The organism is Nocardia paucivorans NBRC 100373 (assembly GCF_000308675.1).
In the GTDB taxonomy this organism is placed as follows: domain Bacteria; phylum Actinomycetota; class Actinomycetes; order Mycobacteriales; family Mycobacteriaceae; genus Nocardia; species Nocardia paucivorans.
Genome location: NZ_BAGE01000041.1, coordinates 271,814 through 293,058 on the forward strand (window position 1 = coordinate 271,814; position 21,245 = coordinate 293,058).

Here is a 21,245-nt window from a genome sequence, read left to right on the forward strand (position 1 = left end):
ACCGCCGAAACGGTCAGACCGAAGGCGCGGGGGTCAGGACCTGAGCGAGTTCGGTGTGCAGGTCGAACAGCGCCGGTATCTGCTCGGCCGGCCGGCGTCCCATACCGCATTCGGTGGCGATACCGAATCGTGGCACCACCGTCCGGGCCGCCTCGATCCGGCGCAGCGCGCCGTCGCGGCCGTCGCTTGCGTGTACCAGCCCGAGGTAGAGCGTCGTTTCGGGAGAAAGATCCAGCTCACCCAGCGGTGCGAAGTACTCGACATCGGTACGGGACCGGGGAACCGGTAGATGTACCCAGTCGAGCCGACGTCCCAGGCCCGTGTTCAACCGGCCGGCGACCGCGGCCAACCGTCCCGTATCGGCGGGCTCGACGAAGTGCTGATGCCCGAAATCGCCGTAGCACAGGTGGTATCCGAGTTCCACCGCTTCGGGGACGGCCTGCCCCAACCGAATCAGCCGCTGGGCCACGCCCTCGAGTTGGGTCGGATAGTCGGACCCGAACCAGGACGGGAACACCCCCTCGAAGATGGCGAACTCCACGGCGCAATCCCATTGCACGGCAAGGTCTTCCGCGGGAACGGTATCGAGGATCCGGTCCAGTTCGGTGAGCAGTTGCGCCTCGTATCGACGCTCCAGCTCGGCCTGCGGACCCGCGACGAATGCCCCGATCACGGCGATCGGTGTGGGCAACGACACCTGGAATCGAATACCTGCCGGGATGATGCCCTCGTCACGGAGCCGTCGGAACACCTGCCAGGATTCGATCGCGGCCGTGTCGTAGCCCAAGGGGCCCAGATCGATGGTCGTCGGATCGACACCCGATTTCGGCTGCACCCGTTCACTGGGCCCGTACTCCGGGCTCGGTGGTGGAACGGTTTCCAGATCGGGGTGGGCCTGCAGCTTGGGCAGCTGCCACACCACCCAGTTGTCCCGAATTCCCGTCTCACCGTCGGGGATTCGAGTTAGCACGGTCCCCATTCGTTTCGCGGCTTCGGTGAATACCGTTTCCGCGTCCGACAGCGGGATGCTACCGCATAAATGGACCAGACCATTTCCGGTCACTATGTACCTCCTGCAAATCTGTCACGACGCGGCCATTTCCCGCTCCCGGGGGATATCGCCGCCCGAGCCGTCGGATGGCAAACTTCGGGCCAAGCGATTGCCGGGCGTTACCGATACGCGCCGTGCAGCACACGGTACGAGCCGTACACGCGGCGAACTCACCACGGTTGGGAAGTGGGAACGAGCCACCGACCGCAGCGGCGATTCACGTATCCGTCGAACGAATATCGCCTCGATCAGGATTGCGCCGGCTTGCGCAGCGCCGCGATGAACATGGCGTCGGTTCCGTGCCGATGCGGCCACAGCTGGACGGTGGGACCATCCCCGAGTCCGGCGACACCGGGCAGCAGCTCCCGGGCGTCGAGTCGCTCGGCCCCGGTACGGCGCACGGCGTCGGCGACCACCGCGACGGTCTCCGGAAGATGCGGGGAACAGGTGGAATACACCACCACCCCGCCCGGCCGCAGCAGCTCCCACGCCGCGGCGAGCAGCTCCCGTTGTAGCGCGACCAGTTCCGCGACATCGGCGGGGGTGCGCCGCCACCGCGCCTCGGGTCGACGCCGCAACGCACCGAGCCCGGTACACGGAGCGTCCACCAGAATCCGGTCGTAGCCGGGGGTCAAACCACTGCTGCGGCCGTCGGCGACATGCACGTCCACCGGCAGCCCTCGAGTGGCGGTACGGACCAGCTCCGCCCGATGTTCGGCCGGTTCGACCGCGTCCACCCGATGGCCATCGATATCGGCCAGCGAACCCAACAGGGCGGCCTTCCCACCGGGGCCGGCACACAGATCCAGCCAGCGACCGCGGTCCGCGCCGAGCAGCGGGGCCCGGGTGAGCGCGAGCGCGACCAACTGACTGCCCTCGTCCTGGACCGCGGCCATCCCCTCACGGACGGGTTCCAACGCGCCGGGGTCACCGCTGTCCAGGTACACCGCGTACGGCGACCATCGACCCTCCGCACCCCCGGTGATCAGCGCGAGCTCCTCCGCGGTGATATCCCCGGGTCTGGCCACCAGATGTACGGCGGGTCGGTCGTCGTCGGCGGCGAGGAGATCGCGCAACTCCCCCGCGTTCGCGCCGAGCGCATCGGCGAACGCCTGCGCGATCCAGGTCGGGTGGGCGTATTCGAAGGCGAGCCGCCCCAATGGATCCCGCGGAGCCAGCGCCTCGACCCATTCCTGCGGGGTCCGCTCGGCGGCCCGTCGGAGCACGGCGTTCACGAATCCCGCGCGGCCCGCGCCGGATTCGGCCCGGGCCAGCGCCACCGAAGTGTCCACGGCGGCGTGCGCACCGATCCGGGTACGCAGCAGTTGGTAGACGCCCAGACGCAGGACGTCCAGCAACGGGCCGTCGATATCGGCGGTATCGCGTCCGGCGCATTCGGCGACGACCGCGTCGAGCACCCCCAGGGTGCGACAGGCTCCGTAACCGAGTTCGGTGGCCAGGGCCGCATCCTGACCGTGCACACCGTACTCGCGCAGCAGGGCGGGCAACACCAGGTTGGCGTATGCGTCGCGTTCCCGTACCGCTCGCAGTGTCTCCAACGCGACCGTCCGGGCCGGATCGGCGGGCGCCCGGCGGCGAGTGCCCGTCTTCGACGCTTTGGCCCCACCGGCCTTCCCGTGTTGCCGTCCCGTTCCGGATTCGTTCTGGGTCCGCGCGCGCATTCGGCCGGCCGAGCCGCCCTGCCGGCGGTCCGATCCGGGTGTATCGCCCGACCGCGCGTTCGTGGTGGGTCGGCGCTCTCGATTCGTTCGTTTCCCCACCGGTTCCGCCTCTCCGCGCCGCGCGCCGGTGCGCTCCCGGTTCCGCTCGTCCCGCTGCGCGGCGGTTCCCGAGTTAATCGACCGGACATCACGTCCCGAGCGCCGATCCTCGGTGCCCCGGTCGACCGCCGGCCTGTTCCGCCGCGCCCGCGGATCCGCGGAGCCGCCGTCGACGTGCTCATCGGGTTGCGACGACGAACCGTCCGTCCCGCCGCGGTTGCGTCGAAAACCCCGCCGTCGTTCGCCGGATCCCCCGGCGGTCGCTCCTGTCGGGCCGTTCACTCGGCCACCGTACCGGGCTCCAGTCGTGCCCCACGCGCCCAGTCGAGCGCGGACATCTTCCGCTTCCCCTGCGGCTGTACCTCACCGAGCCGGACGGCGGTGGTCGCGGTGCCCACGAACACCCCCGTTTTCCGGACCTCGATACGCCCCTCCGGCAGCATCTCCTCGACCAGGTCCACCGGCCCCACCTTGATCCGGACACCGGCCACCTCGGTCCACGCACCGGGTGACGGGGTGACCGCTCGAATGTGTCGGCCGACGGCCAACGCCGGCTGAGCCCAGCGCACCCGCGCGAATTCCGAGGTGATCTTGGGCGCGTAGGAGACACCGTCGGTCGGTTGCGGAACCGCCTGCAGGGTTCCGTCCTCCACACCGTCGAGGGTCTGTTCGAGCAGTGCGGCACCGCTGACCGCCAGTCGATCCAGCAGGGTTCCGGCGGTATCGGCGACATCGATGCGTTCGGTCACCACGCCGAATACCGGGCCGGTGTCCAACCCGGACTCGATCAGGAATGTGGAGGCGCCGGTGATCTCGTCACCGGCGGCGATGGCGGCCTGTACCGGCGCGGCGCCCCGCCAGGCCGGGAGAAGGGAGAAGTGCAGGTTGATCCAGCCGTGCGGCGGCAGATCCAGCACCTTCCAGGGCAGCAGCGCGCCGTAGGCGACCACCGGACAGCAGTCGGGGGCCAACTCGTTGAGGGTCGCGACGAAATCGGGGTCGTCGGGCCGAGACGGAGTGAGCACCCGGACCCCGTATTCGTCGGCGACCTGCCCGACGGGTGAACGAGTGAGTTTCCGGCCACGCCCGGCCACCGCGTCGGGTCGGGTCACCACGGCGATCACCTCGTGCCGCGAGGATTCGAGCAGCCGTCGCAGCGACGGCACCGCCGGTTCGGGGGTTCCGGCGAAGACGATTCGCATCAGCGACCCCGCCCGGAGACGGCGCGGCTGGGGCGAACGGTGATACCGGCGGTGAACCAGTCCGATTCCCGAATGGCGCGCATGGCGTCCTTGCGATTCGGCGGATCCAGGCGATCGATGAAGAGCACCCCGTCCAGATGATCGGTTTCGTGTTGGACGCACCGGGCCAACAGATCCTCGGCCTCGAAATCGACCGGCGTCCCGTGCATGTCCACCCCCGAGACCCGCACTCTTCGGGCACGTCGGGTCTCGTAGCTCAGGCCGGGAATGGACAGGCATCCCTCCGGCCCGATCTGATCCTCCTCGCCCGATGGCGTCCATACCGGGTTCACCAGATGCCCGGCGGCGTCACCGGTGTCGTAGACGAAGACCCGCAGCCCCACGCCGATCTGCGGCGCGGCCATACCGACACCACCGTCGTCGTACATGGTGTCGGTCAGGTCGGCGACCAGCTGCCGCAGCTCGGCACCGAAATCGGTGACCTCCGCCGCGCGGGCTCGCAGAATAGGATCGCCGAAGAGGCGGACGGGCTGAATGGTCACGGCAGCTCCCGATAACAGCGGACAGAAAAAGGAATAACGGTCATCTCATTCTAAAGACGCGCGCACACGACGCGTGGATCCCCGATTCCGACGCCCCCGGCTGATACAAAACGGATGCGGTCGGGCGGGTGTCGAGTCCCCCGCCCGACCGCCACTCGACCGGATCGGCCGTTCAGATATTGCCGCCGATGATCACCTGCGGTATTCCCGTCCCGAGCGGGACGGGAACGCAGACCGGGGTCGGTGCGGTCTGCGGGTCCAGCGCCTCCAACAGCAGTTCGGCGACGAACGGGTCGTACACCATGTGGAAGTGTCCGGTCAGATTCACCGGGCAGCGATCCTGCAGCACGATGTTCTCGGCGCCGGGACCACGCAGAGCGATGTTCTCGAACGGTTGGATCATCTCGTCGAACCGAGAACCGATCGTCACATAGCGCACTCCGGGGACGGTGTCACCGCCGGAATTCAGCTCACGCATGAATTGCGAGCCCTGTGCCTGCTGAACGGCCGCGACGGAGAGCACCCGTTCGAATACCTGCTCGGCACCCGGGATCTGCCGGGCGATCGGCACCAGCCCGTACATCACACCCCCGTAGGTGGGCGAGGCGAGCCCCACCCACACCCCCACCTTCGACGCGCCCCCGAGTTTGTTGATGTAGTAGCGGGTCACATTCGCCCCCTGCGAGAATCCCACCAGATCCACCTGGCGCGCACCGGTCGCGGCGAGCACCTCGTCCACGAACGCGGCGATCTGATACCCGCTGAGCACCATGTCCTCGGTCCCGTAGGTTCCCGCTCCGGGACGGCCACCGTAGTTGAGGGCGAAAACGCAGTAACCCTCCGCGGCCAGTCGCGGCGCAATGGCGGACCAGTCCGTATAGGCGCTGGCATCGGTGCCGTGCGCGAGCACCACCGGACGGGGGTGGGCCGCGGTCGGTGCGCAGGCGAAATCGTTCGCGCCCGAGGGCGCCGCGTTCGGATGGGTCTTCATGTACAGGGCGGCCGCGAGGTGATCCGACTGCCGCGGCGCCGATTCGGTCGGCACGACCGGCGGGAGATAGCCCGCCGGTCGTGCGGTCGCGGGCCCCGCGCCGAGTACCGAGCCGACAACCATCACGGCCGTCGCGATTCCGGACAGAACAACTCTGCCCCATTGTGTTATGTCCCCACCCCACCGCATTCGTATCCGTTTCACATCACAATCATCTACCCCATTCGTCGCCGATTTCCCGCTCCGAACACGACTTTGGCCGGGCCGTTACTTTTCGGGTGTGTCATCCTCGGCCAGGATGCGGTATAAGGCGCGTCGGGCCTCGGTGAGTACCTCGGCCGCCTTGGTCGCCTGCTCGGGGGTACCGGCCGCCGCGACCTGCGCGACCGCACCGAACAACTGCCCCAGCAAACCCCGCAGGTCGATCGCCTGTTCGCCGACACCTTCCTTGACCTGCGCCCACGGGTCCCCGAGTTCGTCGCGGTGCGCGGTGACGTATTCGGTGCCCGTGGCGGTCAACTGGGCCGTTTTTCGACCGGCCACCTTCTCGATGACGATCAGCCCCTCGTCCTCCAACTGCGACAACGCCGGGTAGATGGACCCCGGACTGGGGCGCCAGAGATCATCGCTGCGTTCGCGGATCTGTTGGATCAACTCGTATCCGTGCATCGGCCGCTCCGCGAGCAACAACAGGATCGCGGCGCGCACATCACCACGTCGGCCTCGGCCCCCGCGCCCCCGACCACGCCCGAAACCGGGACCGAAACCGGGACCGAAACCGGGACCGAAACCCCGCCCAGGACCGAAGCCCGGGCCGAATCCGGGACCGAAACCATGACCGCCGTGCCGGAAATGTCCGTGCGGCCCATGTCCTCCGTGGCGACGCGACCATCGGGCGCGCATCGCGTGGCGCTCCATGTCTTCCATAACGACCTCCCCAGGCTTTCGTACGTTCTTCATGATATCGACGATATATCGACAATCTATCCACAGCAAGGCCTTGCACGAAGCCCACACCCCGGCATACAACCGCGCCTCTCGAGCGATACACCACCGACAGCGGGGCGAGAACGGCGACTTCCGGTAGCGAATACGTCCCGCCGGAATTCGGTCCGGCGGCTCGGTATCGGACGGCTCGGTATCGGACGGCTCGGATAGGCTCAGATCTCGGATAGGCTCAGATATTGACCGGATCGACCCGAACGCGCAGCGGCGCATCCGAACGATGGCTGCTGCGAACCGCCTGGGCGGTGGTGAGGGCGCGGGACAGCCGCTGTCCATCGGACCGGGCGACTCGCAGCAATACCCGTTCGATCTCTTCGACGGCGTTCCCGGCAGCGGAGCGGGCTGCGGACGGAACACGCTCGGCGCCCGGCAACGGCACCGGCCCCAGAACATCGACCGTATCCGGAAGCTCGGCGGCGGCCAGAAGTTCGGCTATCGCCTCGGGGGTACCGTCCACCGCCGCCATGCGCACCGCCGGCGGGAACCCCACCTCGGTGCGCTGGGCGAGTTCGGCGGCGGCATGACCGACCGGGTCCCACCGCACCAGCGCCTGCACCGTCGGCAGGGCCGGTTCGGCCATGACGATCACCTGCCCATCGGCCTTCACCAGCGCGGCGGCACCCAACCAGCGACGTAACGTGTCCTCGGCGGCGCGCAGATCGGCCCGCCCCAGCAGGGCCCACCCGTCCAGGAGCAGACCCACCCCGTAACCGCCGTCGATCAGCGGCTCGGCGCCCACGGTGGCCACCACCACCTGCGGGCCGGGCGGCACGGTATCCAGTAACTCGGCGCCGCTGGAACCCCGGATCGGCACCCCGGGGAAAGCTCGACCCAATTCCTCGGCGGTACGAACGGCCCCGATCACCACGGCGCGCAACGCCCGCCCACCACACGCCGGACAACGAAACACGGCATCGGACCGACCACACCATCGGCAGGTCGGGCTCTGTGGGCCGGGCGCGGCCCGGTCATCGCCCGAATCGACCACACCGGGCAGCGCCAAGGGACCGTTGCAGTGCCGACAGCGCGCCGGGGTACGGCACCTACCACACGCCAACGCTGGGACATACCCCCGCCGCGGCACCTGGACCAATACCGCCTCGCCGGCGGCCAGGGCCGCTCGGGCCGCCGCGAACGCGACACCCGGGATACGGACGATCCGGGCGATCGGATCACGCTCCAGGGCCATATCACTGTCGCCCGGCGCGCTGATCCTCGCGGACGCCGCCCGCACCACCGCACGGTCGGCGACCAGATCATGCGCCCAACCACTCTCGACCACCGACTGGATCTCCGCGGTCCGCGCATAACCGGCCGCGACGAAGGCGGCGCCGGTATCGTGCGCTCGCAGCATCGCCACTTCGCGGGCATGCGGATACGGGGCGCGGGGTTCGGCGTAGGTGTCGTCCCCGTCGTCCCAGATGGCGATGAGACCCAGATCCCGGACCGGCGCGAAAACCGCGGCCCGCGTGCCGACCACCACGCGCGCGGTACCGCGCAGCGCCGCCAACCAGCGCCGGTACCGGGCCGCCGGGCCGAGACCGGCCGAAAGCCCCACCGCCGAATCCCCCACCAGACGTTCGCATTCGGCCAGGACCCGATCCAGATCGCGTTGGTCGGGAACCATGAGGACGGCGCTACGGCCCCCCGCGACCACCACCGCCGCCAGTTCCGCGAGTCGACGGGCCCAGTTCTCACCGGGCAGCGCCTGCCAGGCCGCCCGCGCGCCGCGATGCCGCGCCAGCGCCGTGACGAACGCCTCCCCGTGCCGGTATCGCCGCCAGGCGGACATCTCGACCCCGGCCGGAATATCCGGCGTCTCGGGGCTCGTATCTCCGGAGCTCACCGCCCCGGGCGAATCGGCCGCCGCGGGGGCGGACACCGTCGCGGCCGTGGAATCGCCATCACCGCCCGGTCGGCCTTTCCCGGCTCGTGTGGCCTCCCCGTTCTCCGTCCGCGCATGACGTGGGGGGATCGCCAACCGCAGCACATCGGCCCGGGTACCGGCGTATCGTGCGGCGACAACGGTGGCCAAACGCAGGATCTCCGGTGTCAGCACCGGCTCGGGCGAGACGACCCGTTCCAGTCGCACCAGTTTGCCCGGATGATCGGTGTCGGTATGGCGCGACAGCAGGTATCCGTCCACCAACCGCCCCGCGAAACGCACCCGCACCCGTACCCCCGGTCGGGCCGTTTCGTCCAGCTCCGGCGGCACCAGGTAGTCGAAATCGCGGTCCAGATGCGCCGGGGTGAGCAATGGCAGCACCCGCGCGACGGGATGAGAGATAATCCCCGGCTCGGGCCGAGCCGGCGGCTCGACCGGGGATTCGGGTTCCGATCCGACCGACACCCCCGGCGAAACGGGGTCGCCGGGGGTGTCGGTCGAATGTCCCACGGTCGTGCGCACGCGGGCAGCGGAATCTACAGTCCGGCGGCGGCGCGCAGTTTGTCCGCGCGGTCGGTGCGCTCCCACGGCAGGTCGATATCGGTACGACCGAAGTGCCCGTAGGCGGCGGTCGGGGCGTAGATGGGGCGCAACAGATCCAGGTCGCGGATGATGGCGCCCGGGCGCAGATCGAACACCTCGGTGATGGCACCGGCGATACGCGCCGGATCGACCTTCTCGGTGCCGAAGGTCTCCACGAACAGCCCGACCGGCGCGGCCTTACCGATGGCGTAGGCCACCTGGACCTCCACCCGGTCGGCCAACCCGGCGGACACCACGTTCTTGGCGACCCAGCGCATGGCGTAGGCAGCCGAACGGTCCACCTTCGACGGGTCCTTACCGGAGAACGCGCCACCACCGTGCCGCGCCATACCGCCGTAGGTGTCGACGATGATCTTGCGGCCGGTCAGTCCGGCATCACCCATCGGGCCACCGAGCACGAACTTGCCGGTCGGGTTCACCAGCAGCCGGATATCGGAGGTGTCCAGATCGGGCAGCGCCAGGTCGGCGAGCACACTGTCGAGGACCTTCTCCCGGATATCGGGGGTGAGCAGATTGTCCAGGTCGATATCGGCGGCATGCTGGGTGGACACGACCACGGTGTCCAGCCGCACCGGGCGGTCCCCGTCGTATTCGATGGTGACCTGGGTTTTCCCGTCGGGGCGCAGATACGGCAGCACACCGCTCTTGCGCACCTCGGTCAGCCGCCGCGCCAACCGATGCGCCAGCGCGATCGGCAGCGGCATCAGCTCGGGGGTGTCGGTATTGGCGTAACCGAACATCAGGCCCTGGTCACCGGCGCCCTGCAGTTCGATCTCATCGTCGGAGCCGCCGACACGCGCCTCGTGCGAGATATCGACACCCTGCGCGATATCCGGCGATTGGGCTCCGATGGCGATATTGACGCCGCAGGAATTGCCGTCGAACCCTTTGGCCGACGAGTCGTAGCCGATTTCGAGCACCTTTTCCCGCACGATACGGGGAATATCCGCATAGGCCTCCGTGGTGACCTCGCCCGCGACATGGACCTGTCCGGTCGTCACGAGAGTTTCCACCGCCACGCGGCTGCGGGGGTCCTGGGCCAGCAAGGCGTCGAGGATGGAGTCACTGATGGCGTCACAGATCTTGTCCGGGTGCCCCTCGGTCACGGACTCACTGGTGAATAGCCGGCTACCGGACGTGCGCACAGATCTTCCTTCTTCCTCAACGGTTTACTCGGACGGTATGCGACAGTAACGCTGAGCCACCGGATCGCAATCCCTGGGATCCAGACTATTCCAACCGGCGACGAATCGGTGACGCTCACCACGCCCGTGGCGCACGGATCCGAGTACGACGGGCCGAGTACTCAGCGCAGCAGTGGTCCGAGCGCGTCCAGTACCCGGCTGGCCAGCAGTGCCTTGGAACCGTGGTCGAGGGCCTGCTCGGTACCGTCGGCGCCGAGCAGCCAACCGTCGTTGGTGTCGACCTCGAAGGCCTTGCCCTCACCGACGGCATTGACCACCAACAGATCGCAGCCCTTGCGAGCGAGTTTGGCGCGGGCATGGGTGAGCACATCGCCGTGTTCGTCCCCGGTCTCGGCGGCGAAACCGACGATGGCGGTGCCCGGCAGCTGCCCGTCGCGGCGAGCCTGGACCAGGCCCGCGAGAATGTCCTCGGTCCGGGTCAGCGGAATGGTGTCCGGTTCGCCGGCGCCTTTCTTGATCTTGGCCGCGGCCACGTTCGCCGGCCGGAAATCGGCCACCGCCGCCGCCATGATCACCGCGTCGGCACCCACCGCATGCTTGTCCACCGCGGTCTTGAGCTGTTCGGCGGTGGTGATGTGCACCAACTCGACCGCCGCCGGTGGGGCCATCTCGATGGTGTTCCCGGCGATCAGGGTGACCTGCGCCCCGCGCTGGGCGGCGACGCGAGCCAGCGCGTAGCCCTGTTTACCGGAGCTACGGTTGCCGAGGAAGCGCACCGGGTCCAGCGGTTCACGGGTTCCACCCGCCGTGACGACGATGCGGCGCCCCACCAGATCGCGCGGGACGGCGTCGGCGCGTTCGAGCAGCAGCATGGCCAGACCGAAGATCTCCTCGGGTTCGGGCAACCGACCGGGGCCGGTATCGGCGCCGGTGAGCCTGCCCGACGCCGGTTCCATCACGGTGGCGCCGTAGCCGCGCAGCGCGGCCACATTGGCCACGGTGGCGGAGTGCTCCCACATCTCGGTGTGCATCGCGGGCGCGAAGAGCACCGGACATCGCGCGGTGAGCAGTGTGCCGGTGAGCAGATCGTCGGCGCGTCCGGATGCGGCGCGCGCCATGAGGTCGGCGGTGGCGGGCGCCACGACGACGAGGTCGGCCTCCTGTCCGAGCCGCACATGTGGCACCTCCGGCACATCGGCGAACACCCCGGTGTGCACCGGATGCCCGGACAACGCCTCGAAGGTGGCCTTACCGACGAACTGCAACGCCGCCTCGGTGGGGATCACCCGGACGTCGTGGCCGGTCTCGGTGAACCGGCGAACCAGCGCGCACGCCTTGTATGCGGCGATACCACCGCCGACTCCGACAATGACCCGGGTCATCACGCCTCCTGAAGATGGCACCGTAGACATCCGTATCCGGCCACCGACCGATCGGGTCGTCGGCGGGGCCGGTGGACGGGCTACTCGCCCTCGGTGTGCTCGAGCAGGTCGGCGTGGATCTCACGCAGCGCGACCGACAGCGGTTTCTCCTGCGGAAGCGGCTCGACCAGGGGGCCGACGTACTCGAGGATGCCGTCGCCGAGCTGGTTGTAGTAGTCGTTGATCTGGCGCGCCCGCTTGGCGGCGTAGATGACCAGGGCGTACTTGGACGAGGTACGCTCCAGCAGTTCGTCGATCGGCGGGTTGGTGAGGCCGACGGGGGTGTCGTAGGCGGGCGCGGCGGTGTCCGTACTGCTCACTAGGGGGGCTCCTGCGGGTCGGTGGGTCGAGGCTGTGCGGCCGCGCGGGCCGCACAGCGTCACGAACTGGAATTCGTGCTGACGAACAACGATACCAACTGCTCGCAGGCGCTGGTCACGTCGTCGTTGACGATGACGACGTCGAATTCGTCACGCGCTGCCAGTTCGACCCGTGCGGTCTCCAGCCGGCGCTCGATCGCCTCGGGTGATTCGGTGCCGCGGCGATGCAACCGCGCCACCAGCTCGTCCCAGCTGGGCGGGGCCAGAAACACCAGTACCGCCTCGGGTATGGCCCGGCGGATCGACCGCGCACCTTCCAGGTCGACCTCGACCAGGACCGGTAGTCCCTCCGCCAGCGCGGCGAGAACCGGTCCGGCCGGGGTGCCGGAGCGTTGCAGTCCACCGTGGATCTCCGCCCATTCGAGCAGACCCCCGGATTCGATCAGGGCATCGAACTCGGCCCGATCGATGAACCGGTAGTCGCGGCCGTCGACCTCACCGGGACGCGGGTCCCGAGTGGTGACCGACACACTGAAGACCAGTTCCGGTAACCGTTCGCGCACACAGCGCACCACGGTGGATTTGCCCACGGCCGAGGGGCCGACCAGTACGACCAGCCGACCCTTCGTCATTTGTTCGACCACGGGGGTGGTCAGGCGCTCGGATCGAACTTGGCCAGCAGCGCCTTGCGCTGCCGATCACCGAGCCCGCGCAGGCGGCGGGTGGGGGCGATCTCCAGTTCGGTCATGATCTCCTCCGCCTTGACCTTGCCAACCTTGGGCAGGGCCTCGAGCAGCGCGCGTACCTTCATCTTGCCGATGATCTCATCGGTCTCGGCACTGGCGAGGACCTCTTTGAGGTCGGTGCCGCCGCGCTTCAGGCGATCCTTGAGCTCCGCCCGAGCGCGGCGAGCGGCAGCCGCCTTCTCCAAAGCAGCGGCGCGCTGCTCGTCAGTCAGCTGGGGAAGGGCCACGGTTCCTCCGTCTCATCGTTCATTGCTGTATCTACCGTCGGTAACCCGGCGGTCTCAGCGACCGTACCCACGACTGCTCCCGATTGCGAACCCACCCCCCAGGTCAGGGCATGAATCGGGCATATCCGCTCGGTTTCCGATCGCTGTCCACGCCGCCTCTGGTTCGGTCGTCGACAACCCGTGCACGAGGGCCGAAACAAGCTGCGACCAGGGGATTTTCCGAACATACCCCACGTTTGCGGATGAATAGCCACCATTGATGAACCCGACACGACAATTGGTCGACCGTCCGACCAGGAACTTTCTGGAAATTTCCGCGCGTCGCGCCGATTCCGTCCGCGTGTCGCGGTTTCCCCCCGCCATGCACCCCCGGGTCCGACGGGTCCACGCCTCGGCGGGCCGTCCGGCCCGCTCACGGCCACGTCGGCGCGAGAAACCGTCCTGCCCCTTGCCCCCGGTCGGGACGAGGGGGATAGGACACACCACGACCACGATAGGGAAATCCGGCCGGTAGGTCGGTTTTCAGTCGTAGTGGCAGAACTCGACGAGCGTGCCCTCGGGCGCACGCACATACCCGACCCGCATTCCCCACCCCGGCCGATCGAACGGGCCGGCAACAACCGCGGCCCCGCGCTCGGCAACCGTCGCCACGGCCCGGTCGACATCGGCGACGCGCAGGGCGATCACCACCGTATCGGCCGCGCCGCGGGGTCGATGCTCGGCGCCGATCGCGGCGTCCAGGAGTTCACGGGTGAAAAGAGCCAGGTCCGTGCCACCGATCGAGAAACAGGCGTACGGCCCCGTCTCCGGATCGGCGACCTCGGCCTTGGGTTCCAGGCCCAGCACCTCGTGATAGAAGCGATAGCTGGCCCCGAAGTCGTCGACCAGCACACGTGTCTGTCCGTAGGACAACAGTCCGAGATCCGAATCGGACATGATTCACCTTTCATCTGCCGTTCCCGGGGATGTGACGGGAACGTGCCGGCGACGTAATCCGTCACCGGCACGAGACAGGGGTATCACGGTCCGTTCCGACCATCGACACGCCCCCGGCGCGGTCGCTCAGTTCTGGAGAAAGGCGAATTCGTCGCTCAGTTTCCGCAGGCGCGACCGCAATGCCAGCACCGCGGGGCCGGCCTGCAGGATCTCCCGCGAGACGTTCGGCAGGACCGCTCCCCGACTCGCCGCGGGGACGAGCTTCCGGATCGAGTCGGCTCCACCACCCTGAGCACCGACGCCCGGCATGAGGATCGGGCCGTTGAGCGCACTCAGGTCGGGCGCCTCGTCGAGGGTCGCGCCGACCACCACGCCGACCGACCCGAATGCCGCACCGGTATTGCGCGCCGCGGCCTCGTCCACCATGGTCTGGGCAATGGTGCGTCCGTCCGCGGTGACAACCCGCTGCAGCCGCGCGCCCTCCGGGTTGGAGGTGGCCGCGAGGACGAAAACACCCCGGTGGTTGGCCTCCGCCAGCTCCAATGCCGGAGCCAACGCGCCAAAACCGAGATACGGCGATACGGTGACGGCATCCGAGCCGAGCGGCCCGTCGCCGAGCCACGCCCGGGCGTAGGCGGCCATGGTGGAGCCGATATCGCCACGTTTGGCATCGGCCAGCACCAGGGTTCCCGAGGAACGCAGCTCGGCGATGGCGCACTCCAGCACGGCGATCCCATCGGAACCGTAGGTCTCGAAAAACGCCACCTGCGGTTTGACCACCGCTGTCACGCCGGCGAACGCCTCGACACAGATCTCGGCGAAGCGGGCCACACCGTCCACATCGTCGTCGAGACCCCAGGACGCCAGCAGGGACGGGTGCGGGTCGATCCCGACACAGATCGGCCCCCACCGCCGCACGGCCGCGCGCAGTCGCTCACCGAATGTCGTCACCGTGACCTCGTCTCGTCGGCGGGCGTGCGACGGCACGCCCGCGGAACCTGGTGGGCGCGGGGTATACCAGCGCGGAACATATCAGCCCCGCAGCGCCGAATGCAGTTCCTGCAGCGACCGCACCCCGAGTCCACCGCTGATGGCGGCCTCGATGCCCTGTACCGCGGCCGCGGCGCCCTGCACGGTGGTGATACAGGGAATGTTCACACCCACCGCGGCGCTGCGGATCTCGTAGCCGTCGATACGAGGTCCGGAGTTGCCGTACGGGGTGTTGAACACCATGTCCACCTCGCCATCGCGGATCTGGTCCACAATGGACGCCGTGGGCGTCTGCGAATCGACCGGCGGATCGGAGTGCTTACGCACAGTCTCGCACGGAATTCCGTTGCGGCGCAACATCTCCGCGGTACCCTCGGTGGCCAGGACACGGAATCCGAGATCGTACAGGCGCTTCACCGGGAACACCATGGACCGCTTGTCCCGGTTGGCGATCGAGACGAAGACCGTGCCCTCGGTGGGCAGCGAACCGTAGGCAGCGGACTGGCTCTTGGCAAAGGCGGTGCCGAAATCCGCGTCGATGCCCATGACCTCACCGGTGGATTTCATCTCCGGGGACAGCAACGAGTCGATCCCACTGCCATCGGCACGCCGGAACCGGTGGAAGGGCAGTACGGCCTCCTTCACCGCGACCGGAGCGTTCAGCGGCATCCGACCCCCGTCGCCCTCGGCCGGCAACAGGCCCTCCTTGCGCAGCTCGGCGATGGTGGCGCCGAGCATGATCCGAGCGGCTGCCTTGGCCAGCGGTACTCCGGTGGCCTTGGAGACGAACGGCACGGTACGGCTGGCGCGCGGATTGGCCTCCAGCACGTACAACACATCGTCCTTCAGCGCGTACTGGACATTCAGCAGACCTTTGACACCGATTCCCTTGGCGAGCGCGACGGTGGACCGACGTACGGACTCGATATCGCTGCGACCCAAGGTGATCGGCGGCAACGCACACGCGGAGTCACCGGAATGGATACCCGCTTCCTCGATATGTTCCATGACACCGCCGAGGTACACCTCGTCGCCGTCGCAGAGCGCGTCGACATCGATCTCGATGGCGTCTTCGAGGAAACGGTCCACCAACACCGGGTGTTCGGGACTGAGCTCGGTGGCGCGGGAGATATACCCCTCGAGGGACTTCTCGTCGTAGACGATCTCCATACCGCGTCCACCCAACACATACGACGGACGCACCAGCACCGGATAGCCGATATCGGCGGCGATCTTCTTCGCCTGATCGAAGTTGGTGGCGGTGCCGTACTTGGGGGCGGGCAGACCGGCGGCGACCAGGACGTCACCGAATTCGCCGCGGTCCTCGGCCAGGTCGATGGCGGCGGCACTGGTGCCGACCACCGGCACCCCGGCCTCGGTGAGGCGCTGCGCCAACCCGAGCGGGGTCTGACCACCGAGTTGCACGATCACACCCGCCACCGTGCCGGACTCGGTTTCGGCGTGGTACACCTCGAGCACGTCCTCGAAGGTGAGCGGCTCGAAGTAGAGGCGGTCGGCGGTGTCGTAGTCGGTGGAGACGGTTTCCGGGTTGCAGTTGACCATGACCGTCTCGTAGCCGGCCTCCGACAGCGTCTGGGCCGCGTGCACGCACGAGTAATCGAACTCGATGCCCTGACCGATCCGGTTGGGGCCGGAGCCGAGAATGATCACCTTCTCGCGGTCGCGCTGCGGGGCGACCTCGGACTCGGCGGCGGGGTCGAGTTCGTAGCTCGAATAGTGGTACGGGGTCTTGGCCTCGAACTCCGCGGCGCAGGTGTCGACGGTTTTGAACACCGGCCGAATGCCGAGCCGGTGCCGCAGGGCGCGGACTCCGCTCTCTCCGGCCAGTTCCGGCCGCAGTGCCGAGATCTGCCGGTCGGACAGGCCGTGGTGCTTGGCGCGGCGCAACAGCTCCTCGTCGAGTACCGGAGCGTCCAGGAGTTCGCGGCGCAGCTCGACCAGACCGGCGACCTCGTCGACGAACCAGGGGTCGATACCAGAGGCGGCGGCCACATCCTCGACGCTCGCGCCGAACCGCAGCGCCCGCTCCACCTGGTAGAGCCGGCCCTCGGTGGGGGTGCGTAGATCGTCCAGGATCGCCCGGATCGCCGCCTCGACCTCGGCCGGATCGTCGGACTTCGGCGCCCAGGCCCCGTCGTCGACGGTCCAGAAGCCGGGGACCTTGGTCTCCAGGGAGCGCAGCACCTTGCCGAGCGCCTCGGCGAAGTTGCGTCCCAGCGACATGGCCTCACCCACCGACTTCATGGTGGTGGTGAGGGTTGGGTCGGCGCCGGGGAACTTCTCGAATGCGAATCGGGGCGCCTTCACCACCACATAGTCGAGGGTCGGCTCGAAACAGGCCGGGGTCTCGGAGGTGATGTCGTTGACGATCTCGTCCAGGGTGTAGCCGATGGCGAGTTTCGCCGCGATCTTGGCGATCGGGAACCCGGTCGCCTTGGACGCCAACGCCGAGGAACGCGACACCCGGGGGTTCATCTCGATGACGATGAGCCGGCCGTCGCGCGGGTTCACCGCGAACTGGATATTGCAGCCACCGGTGTCGACGCCGACCTCGCGCAGGATGGCGATGCCCAGATCGCGCATCTTCTGGTATTCGCGGTCGGTGAGCGTCATGGCAGGGGCGACGGTGACCGAGTCGCCGGTGTGCACACCCATCGGATCGACGTTCTCGATGGAGCACACCACCACGACATTGTCGCGGCCGTCGCGCATCAACTCGAGCTCGTATTCCTTCCAGCCGAGGATGGATTCCTCGATGAGCACGTTCGCCGTCGGCGAGGCGGCCAGACCACCGCCCGCGATCCGGTCCAGGTCCTCGTCGTCGTAGGCCATACCGGAACCGAGACCGCCCATGGTGAACGACGGCCGCACGACCACCGGGAAGCCGAGTTCGGCGACGGTTTCCCGGACCTCCTCCATGGTGTAGCAGACCCGGGACCGGGCGCTTTCCCCACCTACCTTGGCGACGATGTCCTTGAACTTCTGCCGGTCCTCGCCGCGCTGGATGGCCTCGAAATCGGCGCCGATCAGCTCGACCCCGTACTTCTCCAGCACCCCGCGCTCGTGCAGCGCGACCGCCGTGTTCAGCGCGGTCTGTCCACCGAGGGTGGCCAGCAGCGCGTCGGGGCGTTCCTTGGCGATGACCTTCTCGACGAACTCCGGGGTGATGGGCTCGACGTAGGTGGAGTCGGCGAACTCCGGGTCGGTCATGATCGTGGCCGGGTTCGAGTTCACCAACGACACCCGCAGGCCCTCCGACCGCAGCACCCGGCACGCCTGAGTACCGGAGTAGTCGAATTCACAGGCCTGGCCGATGACGATCGGCCCCGATCCGATGACCAGGATGTGTTCGAGATCGGTACGGCGCGGCATCAGGCTCCCTCCATCAGACCGGCGAAGCGGTCGAACAAATACGCGGCGTCATGGGGCCCGGCGGCCGCTTCCGGGTGGTATTGCACCGAGAAGGCGCGGCCATCGACCAGCCGCACCCCCTCGACGGTGCCGTCATTGGCACAGACATGGCTGACCTCGGCCGTGCCGAAGGGGGTGTCGAACCGCTCCCCCGCCTCGCCCTCCAGCGCGAACCCGTGGTTCTGGGCGGTGATCGAGACCCGGCCGGTCTCCTGTTCCACAACCGGAACATTGATCCCGCGGTGGCCGAACTTCATCTTGTAGGTGCCCCGCCCCAGGGCGCGGCCCAGGATCTGGTTGCCGAAGCAGATACCGAACAGCGGCACACCTCGACCGAGCACTCCCTGGGTCAGGGCGACGGCATCGTCCTGGGTGGCAGGGTCGCCGGGACCGTTGGACAGGAACACACCATCGGGTTTCAGCTCCAGAACCTGGTCCAGGGTGGTGCTCGAGGGCACCACGTGCACGCGCATCCCGCGCTGTGCGAACATCCGCGGGGTATTGGTCTTGATCCCCAGATCGACCGCGACCACCGTATGCCGCACCTCACCGCCGGTGGGTTCGATGGTGTACAGCGCATCGGCGCTGACCTCCTCGGCCAGGTCCGCGCCCAACATGGACGGCTGGCCGTTCACCCGGGCCACCAGTTCCTCGGTGCCGGCCAGGGCCGGGCCGGAGAAGATGCCCGCCTTCATCGAACCCCGGGTGCGCAGATGCCGCACCACGGCACGGGTGTCGATCCCGGCGATACCGACGATGTTCTGCCGGGCCAGCACCTCGGGCAGGGTGGTGGTGGCGCGCCAGTTGGAGGCGCGCCGAGCCGGATCTCGCACCGCGTATCCGGCCACCCAGATCTGCCGGGATTCGTCGTCCTCGTCGTTCCAACCGGTATTGCCGATCTGTGGGGCCGTGGCCACCACGATCTGCCGGTGATAGCTGGGGTCGGTGAGGGTCTCCTGATAGCCCGTCATGGCGGTGCAGAACACCGCTTCGCCGAGGGTCTGGCCCACCGCCCCGTAGGCGGTGCCGCGGAACACCCGTCCATCCTCCAGCACCAGGGCGGCCTGTTCCCGGGCTCGCGTCGGTTGTGTGGTCACTGTTCGTCTCCCGTCGTCGCCCGTGTCCATGCCGGATACACCGTTTTGTCGTCACCCCGGAAACCGGTGTCTATCTCGGTCCCGGTCGGCAGTACCCAGCGGATCACCAGGACACCGTCTTCTGTCATCACCTTGCCCGCGTGACCGCGTTCGGTGCGGATCGCGGTAATGGATTCCTCCGGTATCCAGATCGCAGACGCGCCGTCACGTTCCAACAGGATGCCGTGCTCGAACCTGGTCAGTTCGGCGGTGGCCCGGAAACCCAGATCACCCACCGCGATCCGGTCCTGCCAGCTCGGTGCCATGGTGCTGCCCAGGTACAGACCGGTGGTCGGCTCCAGTACCTGGGCTCCCGGTTCCGCGGGAACCGAGGGCAGTTCCCCGACGAGGTTCGCCTGCCGTGCCCCGCGGTTACGCCACCCGCGGTACATCAGGTAGACGAACAACGCCCACAGGGCGATGCACAGCAGCACCCACAGTGCCCGCTCCATCACCGACCCCCGGATCCGCCGCGCGCGGACACGGGCGCCGCGGCCACTCCGTCGCGCGCGGTGATCCGCCCGCGCAGCAGGGTGGCCGTCACCCGACCGGGAAGCTCCATCGACTCGTACGGGGTGTTGTCGGAGATACTGGCCAGTTCCGTGGCCCGCACCGTCCAGGTCACATCGGGGTCGACCAGCACGAGATTGGCGGGCTCCCCGACCTCGATGGGCCGGCCCTGATCGTCCAATCCGACGATCTCGGCGGGCCGTTCGCTCATCACCCGGGCCACCCCGCGCCAGTCCAGTAGGCCGGGACGCACCATGGTTTCCACCACCACCGACAGCGCCGTCTCCAAACCGAGCATACCGGGCCGCGCCGCCGAGAACTCACAGCATTTGTCCTGCTCGGCGTGCGGAGCATGGTCGGTGGCGACGCAGTCGACGATACCGTCGGCCAGTGCCCGGCGTAGTGCCTCGGCATCGGCGGCCTCACGCAGCGGCGGGTTGACCTTGTTGACCGCGTCGTAGGTTTCCAGCCGCGAGTCGTCCAACAGCAGGTGATGCGGCGTCACCTCGGCGGTGATCGCAATACCCTGGGATTTCGCCCATTTCACCAATTCCACGGTGCCCGCCGTGGAGGCGTGGCAGATGTGTACCCGAGCGCCGGCGTCGCGGGCGAGCAAGGCGTCGCGGGCGACGATGGACTCCTCCGCGGCACGCGGCCACCCGGCCAGGCCCAGTCGGGCGGCGGTCGGCCCTTCGTGGGCGACCGCGCCCACGGTGAGTCGCGGCTCCTCGGCGTGCTGGGCGATGAGTACGCCCAGCGAGGTCGCGTATTCCAGGGCCCGCCGCATGACCAGCGGGTCGTGGACGCAATGACCGTCGTCGGAGAACATCCGCACCGCGCCGACACCCGCGGCCATGGTGCCCATCTCGGCGAGCTGTTTCCCGGCCAACCCCACGGTGACCGCGCCGACCGGATGGACGTCCACCAGTCCGACCTCCCGACCGCGCCGCCACACATGATCGGTGACGACATGGGAGTCGGCGACCGGATCGGTATTGGCCATGGCGAAGACCGCCGTGTACCCGCCCAGCGCCGCGGCCGCGGAACCGGATTCGATGGTCTCGGTGTCCTCACGGCCGGGTTCGCGCAGATGGGTGTGCAGATCCACGAAACCGGGCAGCAGGACCTGTCCGCGCGCCTCGATGATCTCGGCGTCCAGGACACCCAGGTCGGTGGCGATCTCCCGGATCACCCCGTCCACGACCAACACATCGACCGGCTCGCCTTCGCCGTAGGGACGGGCGCCCTTGATCAACACCGTGCCCTGACCGCTCATGCTCTGCTCATCACGGTGTGCGCGGGCGCCCTCCGTGGTCACGCGA

General features: G+C 68.2%; 18 protein-coding genes. All 18 read right to left on the reverse strand.

The window, feature by feature from the left end; genetic code table 11:
- Positions 1 to 13 precede the first annotated feature (13 nt).
- Positions 14 to 1,063: a hypothetical protein gene (locus tag ON32_RS12745; protein ID WP_040791054.1), complete on the reverse strand. Its 1,050-nt coding sequence runs from the start codon at positions 1,061 to 1,063 to the stop codon at positions 14 to 16.
- A 236-nt stretch (positions 1,064 to 1,299) separates the two neighbouring features.
- A complete protein-coding gene (locus ON32_RS12750; RefSeq protein ID WP_040791275.1) occupies positions 1,300 to 2,733 on the reverse strand; it encodes an RsmB/NOP family class I SAM-dependent RNA methyltransferase in 1,434 nt (477 codons plus the stop codon).
- A 377-nt stretch (positions 2,734 to 3,110) separates the two neighbouring features.
- The gene (gene fmt / locus ON32_RS12755; protein WP_040791055.1) at positions 3,111 to 4,034 is read right to left on the reverse strand and encodes a methionyl-tRNA formyltransferase; all 924 of its coding nucleotides are present in this window, start codon (positions 4,032 to 4,034) and stop codon (positions 3,111 to 3,113) included.
- On the reverse strand, positions 4,034 to 4,576 hold the full coding sequence (def, locus tag ON32_RS12760; RefSeq protein ID WP_040791056.1) for a peptide deformylase: 543 nt from the start codon (positions 4,574 to 4,576) through the stop codon (positions 4,034 to 4,036). Before def ends, fmt begins: the two co-directional genes overlap by 1 nt.
- A gap of 172 nt (positions 4,577 to 4,748) precedes the next feature.
- Positions 4,749 to 5,756, reverse strand: a complete 1,008-nt coding sequence (locus tag ON32_RS12765; protein WP_040791276.1) for an esterase/lipase family protein — start codon at positions 5,754 to 5,756, stop codon at positions 4,749 to 4,751.
- A 78-nt stretch (positions 5,757 to 5,834) separates the two neighbouring features.
- The gene (locus ON32_RS12770) at positions 5,835 to 6,494 is read right to left on the reverse strand and encodes a PadR family transcriptional regulator (RefSeq protein ID WP_040791057.1); all 660 of its coding nucleotides are present in this window, start codon (positions 6,492 to 6,494) and stop codon (positions 5,835 to 5,837) included.
- A gap of 250 nt (positions 6,495 to 6,744) precedes the next feature.
- Positions 6,745 to 8,862, reverse strand: a complete 2,118-nt coding sequence (locus ON32_RS12775) for a primosomal protein N' (protein ID WP_245551024.1) — start codon at positions 8,860 to 8,862, stop codon at positions 6,745 to 6,747.
- Positions 8,863 to 8,993: 131 nt separating this feature from the next.
- Positions 8,994 to 10,205, reverse strand: coding sequence for a methionine adenosyltransferase (metK, locus tag ON32_RS12780; protein WP_040791058.1), 1,212 nt, complete (start codon positions 10,203 to 10,205; stop codon positions 8,994 to 8,996).
- 161 nt (positions 10,206 to 10,366) lie between these two features.
- Complete coding sequence (gene coaBC / locus ON32_RS12785) at positions 10,367 to 11,617, reverse strand: bifunctional phosphopantothenoylcysteine decarboxylase/phosphopantothenate--cysteine ligase CoaBC (protein WP_051133175.1); 1,251 nt, start codon at positions 11,615 to 11,617, stop codon at positions 10,367 to 10,369.
- Between the two features lie 50 nt (positions 11,618 to 11,667).
- The gene (rpoZ, locus tag ON32_RS12790; protein ID WP_040791060.1) at positions 11,668 to 11,946 is read right to left on the reverse strand and encodes a DNA-directed RNA polymerase subunit omega; all 279 of its coding nucleotides are present in this window, start codon (positions 11,944 to 11,946) and stop codon (positions 11,668 to 11,670) included.
- 59 nt (positions 11,947 to 12,005) lie between these two features.
- Positions 12,006 to 12,578: a guanylate kinase gene (gmk, locus tag ON32_RS12795; protein WP_051133220.1), complete on the reverse strand. Its 573-nt coding sequence runs from the start codon at positions 12,576 to 12,578 to the stop codon at positions 12,006 to 12,008.
- 20 nt (positions 12,579 to 12,598) lie between these two features.
- Positions 12,599 to 12,919 (reverse strand): integration host factor, actinobacterial type, encoded by a 321-nt coding sequence (gene mihF, locus ON32_RS12800; RefSeq protein ID WP_040791062.1) that lies wholly within the window; start codon positions 12,917 to 12,919, stop codon positions 12,599 to 12,601.
- 522 nt (positions 12,920 to 13,441) lie between these two features.
- Positions 13,442 to 13,855, reverse strand: coding sequence for a VOC family protein (locus ON32_RS12805; RefSeq protein WP_051133176.1), 414 nt, complete (start codon positions 13,853 to 13,855; stop codon positions 13,442 to 13,444).
- 126 nt (positions 13,856 to 13,981) lie between these two features.
- The gene (gene pyrF / locus ON32_RS12810; protein ID WP_040791063.1) at positions 13,982 to 14,806 is read right to left on the reverse strand and encodes an orotidine-5'-phosphate decarboxylase; all 825 of its coding nucleotides are present in this window, start codon (positions 14,804 to 14,806) and stop codon (positions 13,982 to 13,984) included.
- Between the two features lie 81 nt (positions 14,807 to 14,887).
- Positions 14,888 to 18,238: a carbamoyl-phosphate synthase large subunit gene (carB, locus tag ON32_RS12815; protein WP_040791064.1), complete on the reverse strand. Its 3,351-nt coding sequence runs from the start codon at positions 18,236 to 18,238 to the stop codon at positions 14,888 to 14,890.
- The gene (gene carA, locus ON32_RS12820) at positions 18,238 to 19,374 is read right to left on the reverse strand and encodes a glutamine-hydrolyzing carbamoyl-phosphate synthase small subunit (protein WP_040791065.1); all 1,137 of its coding nucleotides are present in this window, start codon (positions 19,372 to 19,374) and stop codon (positions 18,238 to 18,240) included. Before carA ends, carB begins: the two co-directional genes overlap by 1 nt.
- Entirely contained in the window at positions 19,371 to 19,865 is a 495-nt protein-coding gene (locus ON32_RS12825; protein ID WP_040791066.1) for a PH-like domain-containing protein, read from the reverse strand. The genes carA and ON32_RS12825 overlap by 4 nt, the downstream gene beginning before the upstream one ends.
- The gene (locus ON32_RS12830; protein WP_040791279.1) at positions 19,865 to 21,199 is read right to left on the reverse strand and encodes a dihydroorotase; all 1,335 of its coding nucleotides are present in this window, start codon (positions 21,197 to 21,199) and stop codon (positions 19,865 to 19,867) included. The genes ON32_RS12825 and ON32_RS12830 overlap by 1 nt, the downstream gene beginning before the upstream one ends.
- Positions 21,200 to 21,245 lie beyond the last annotated feature (46 nt).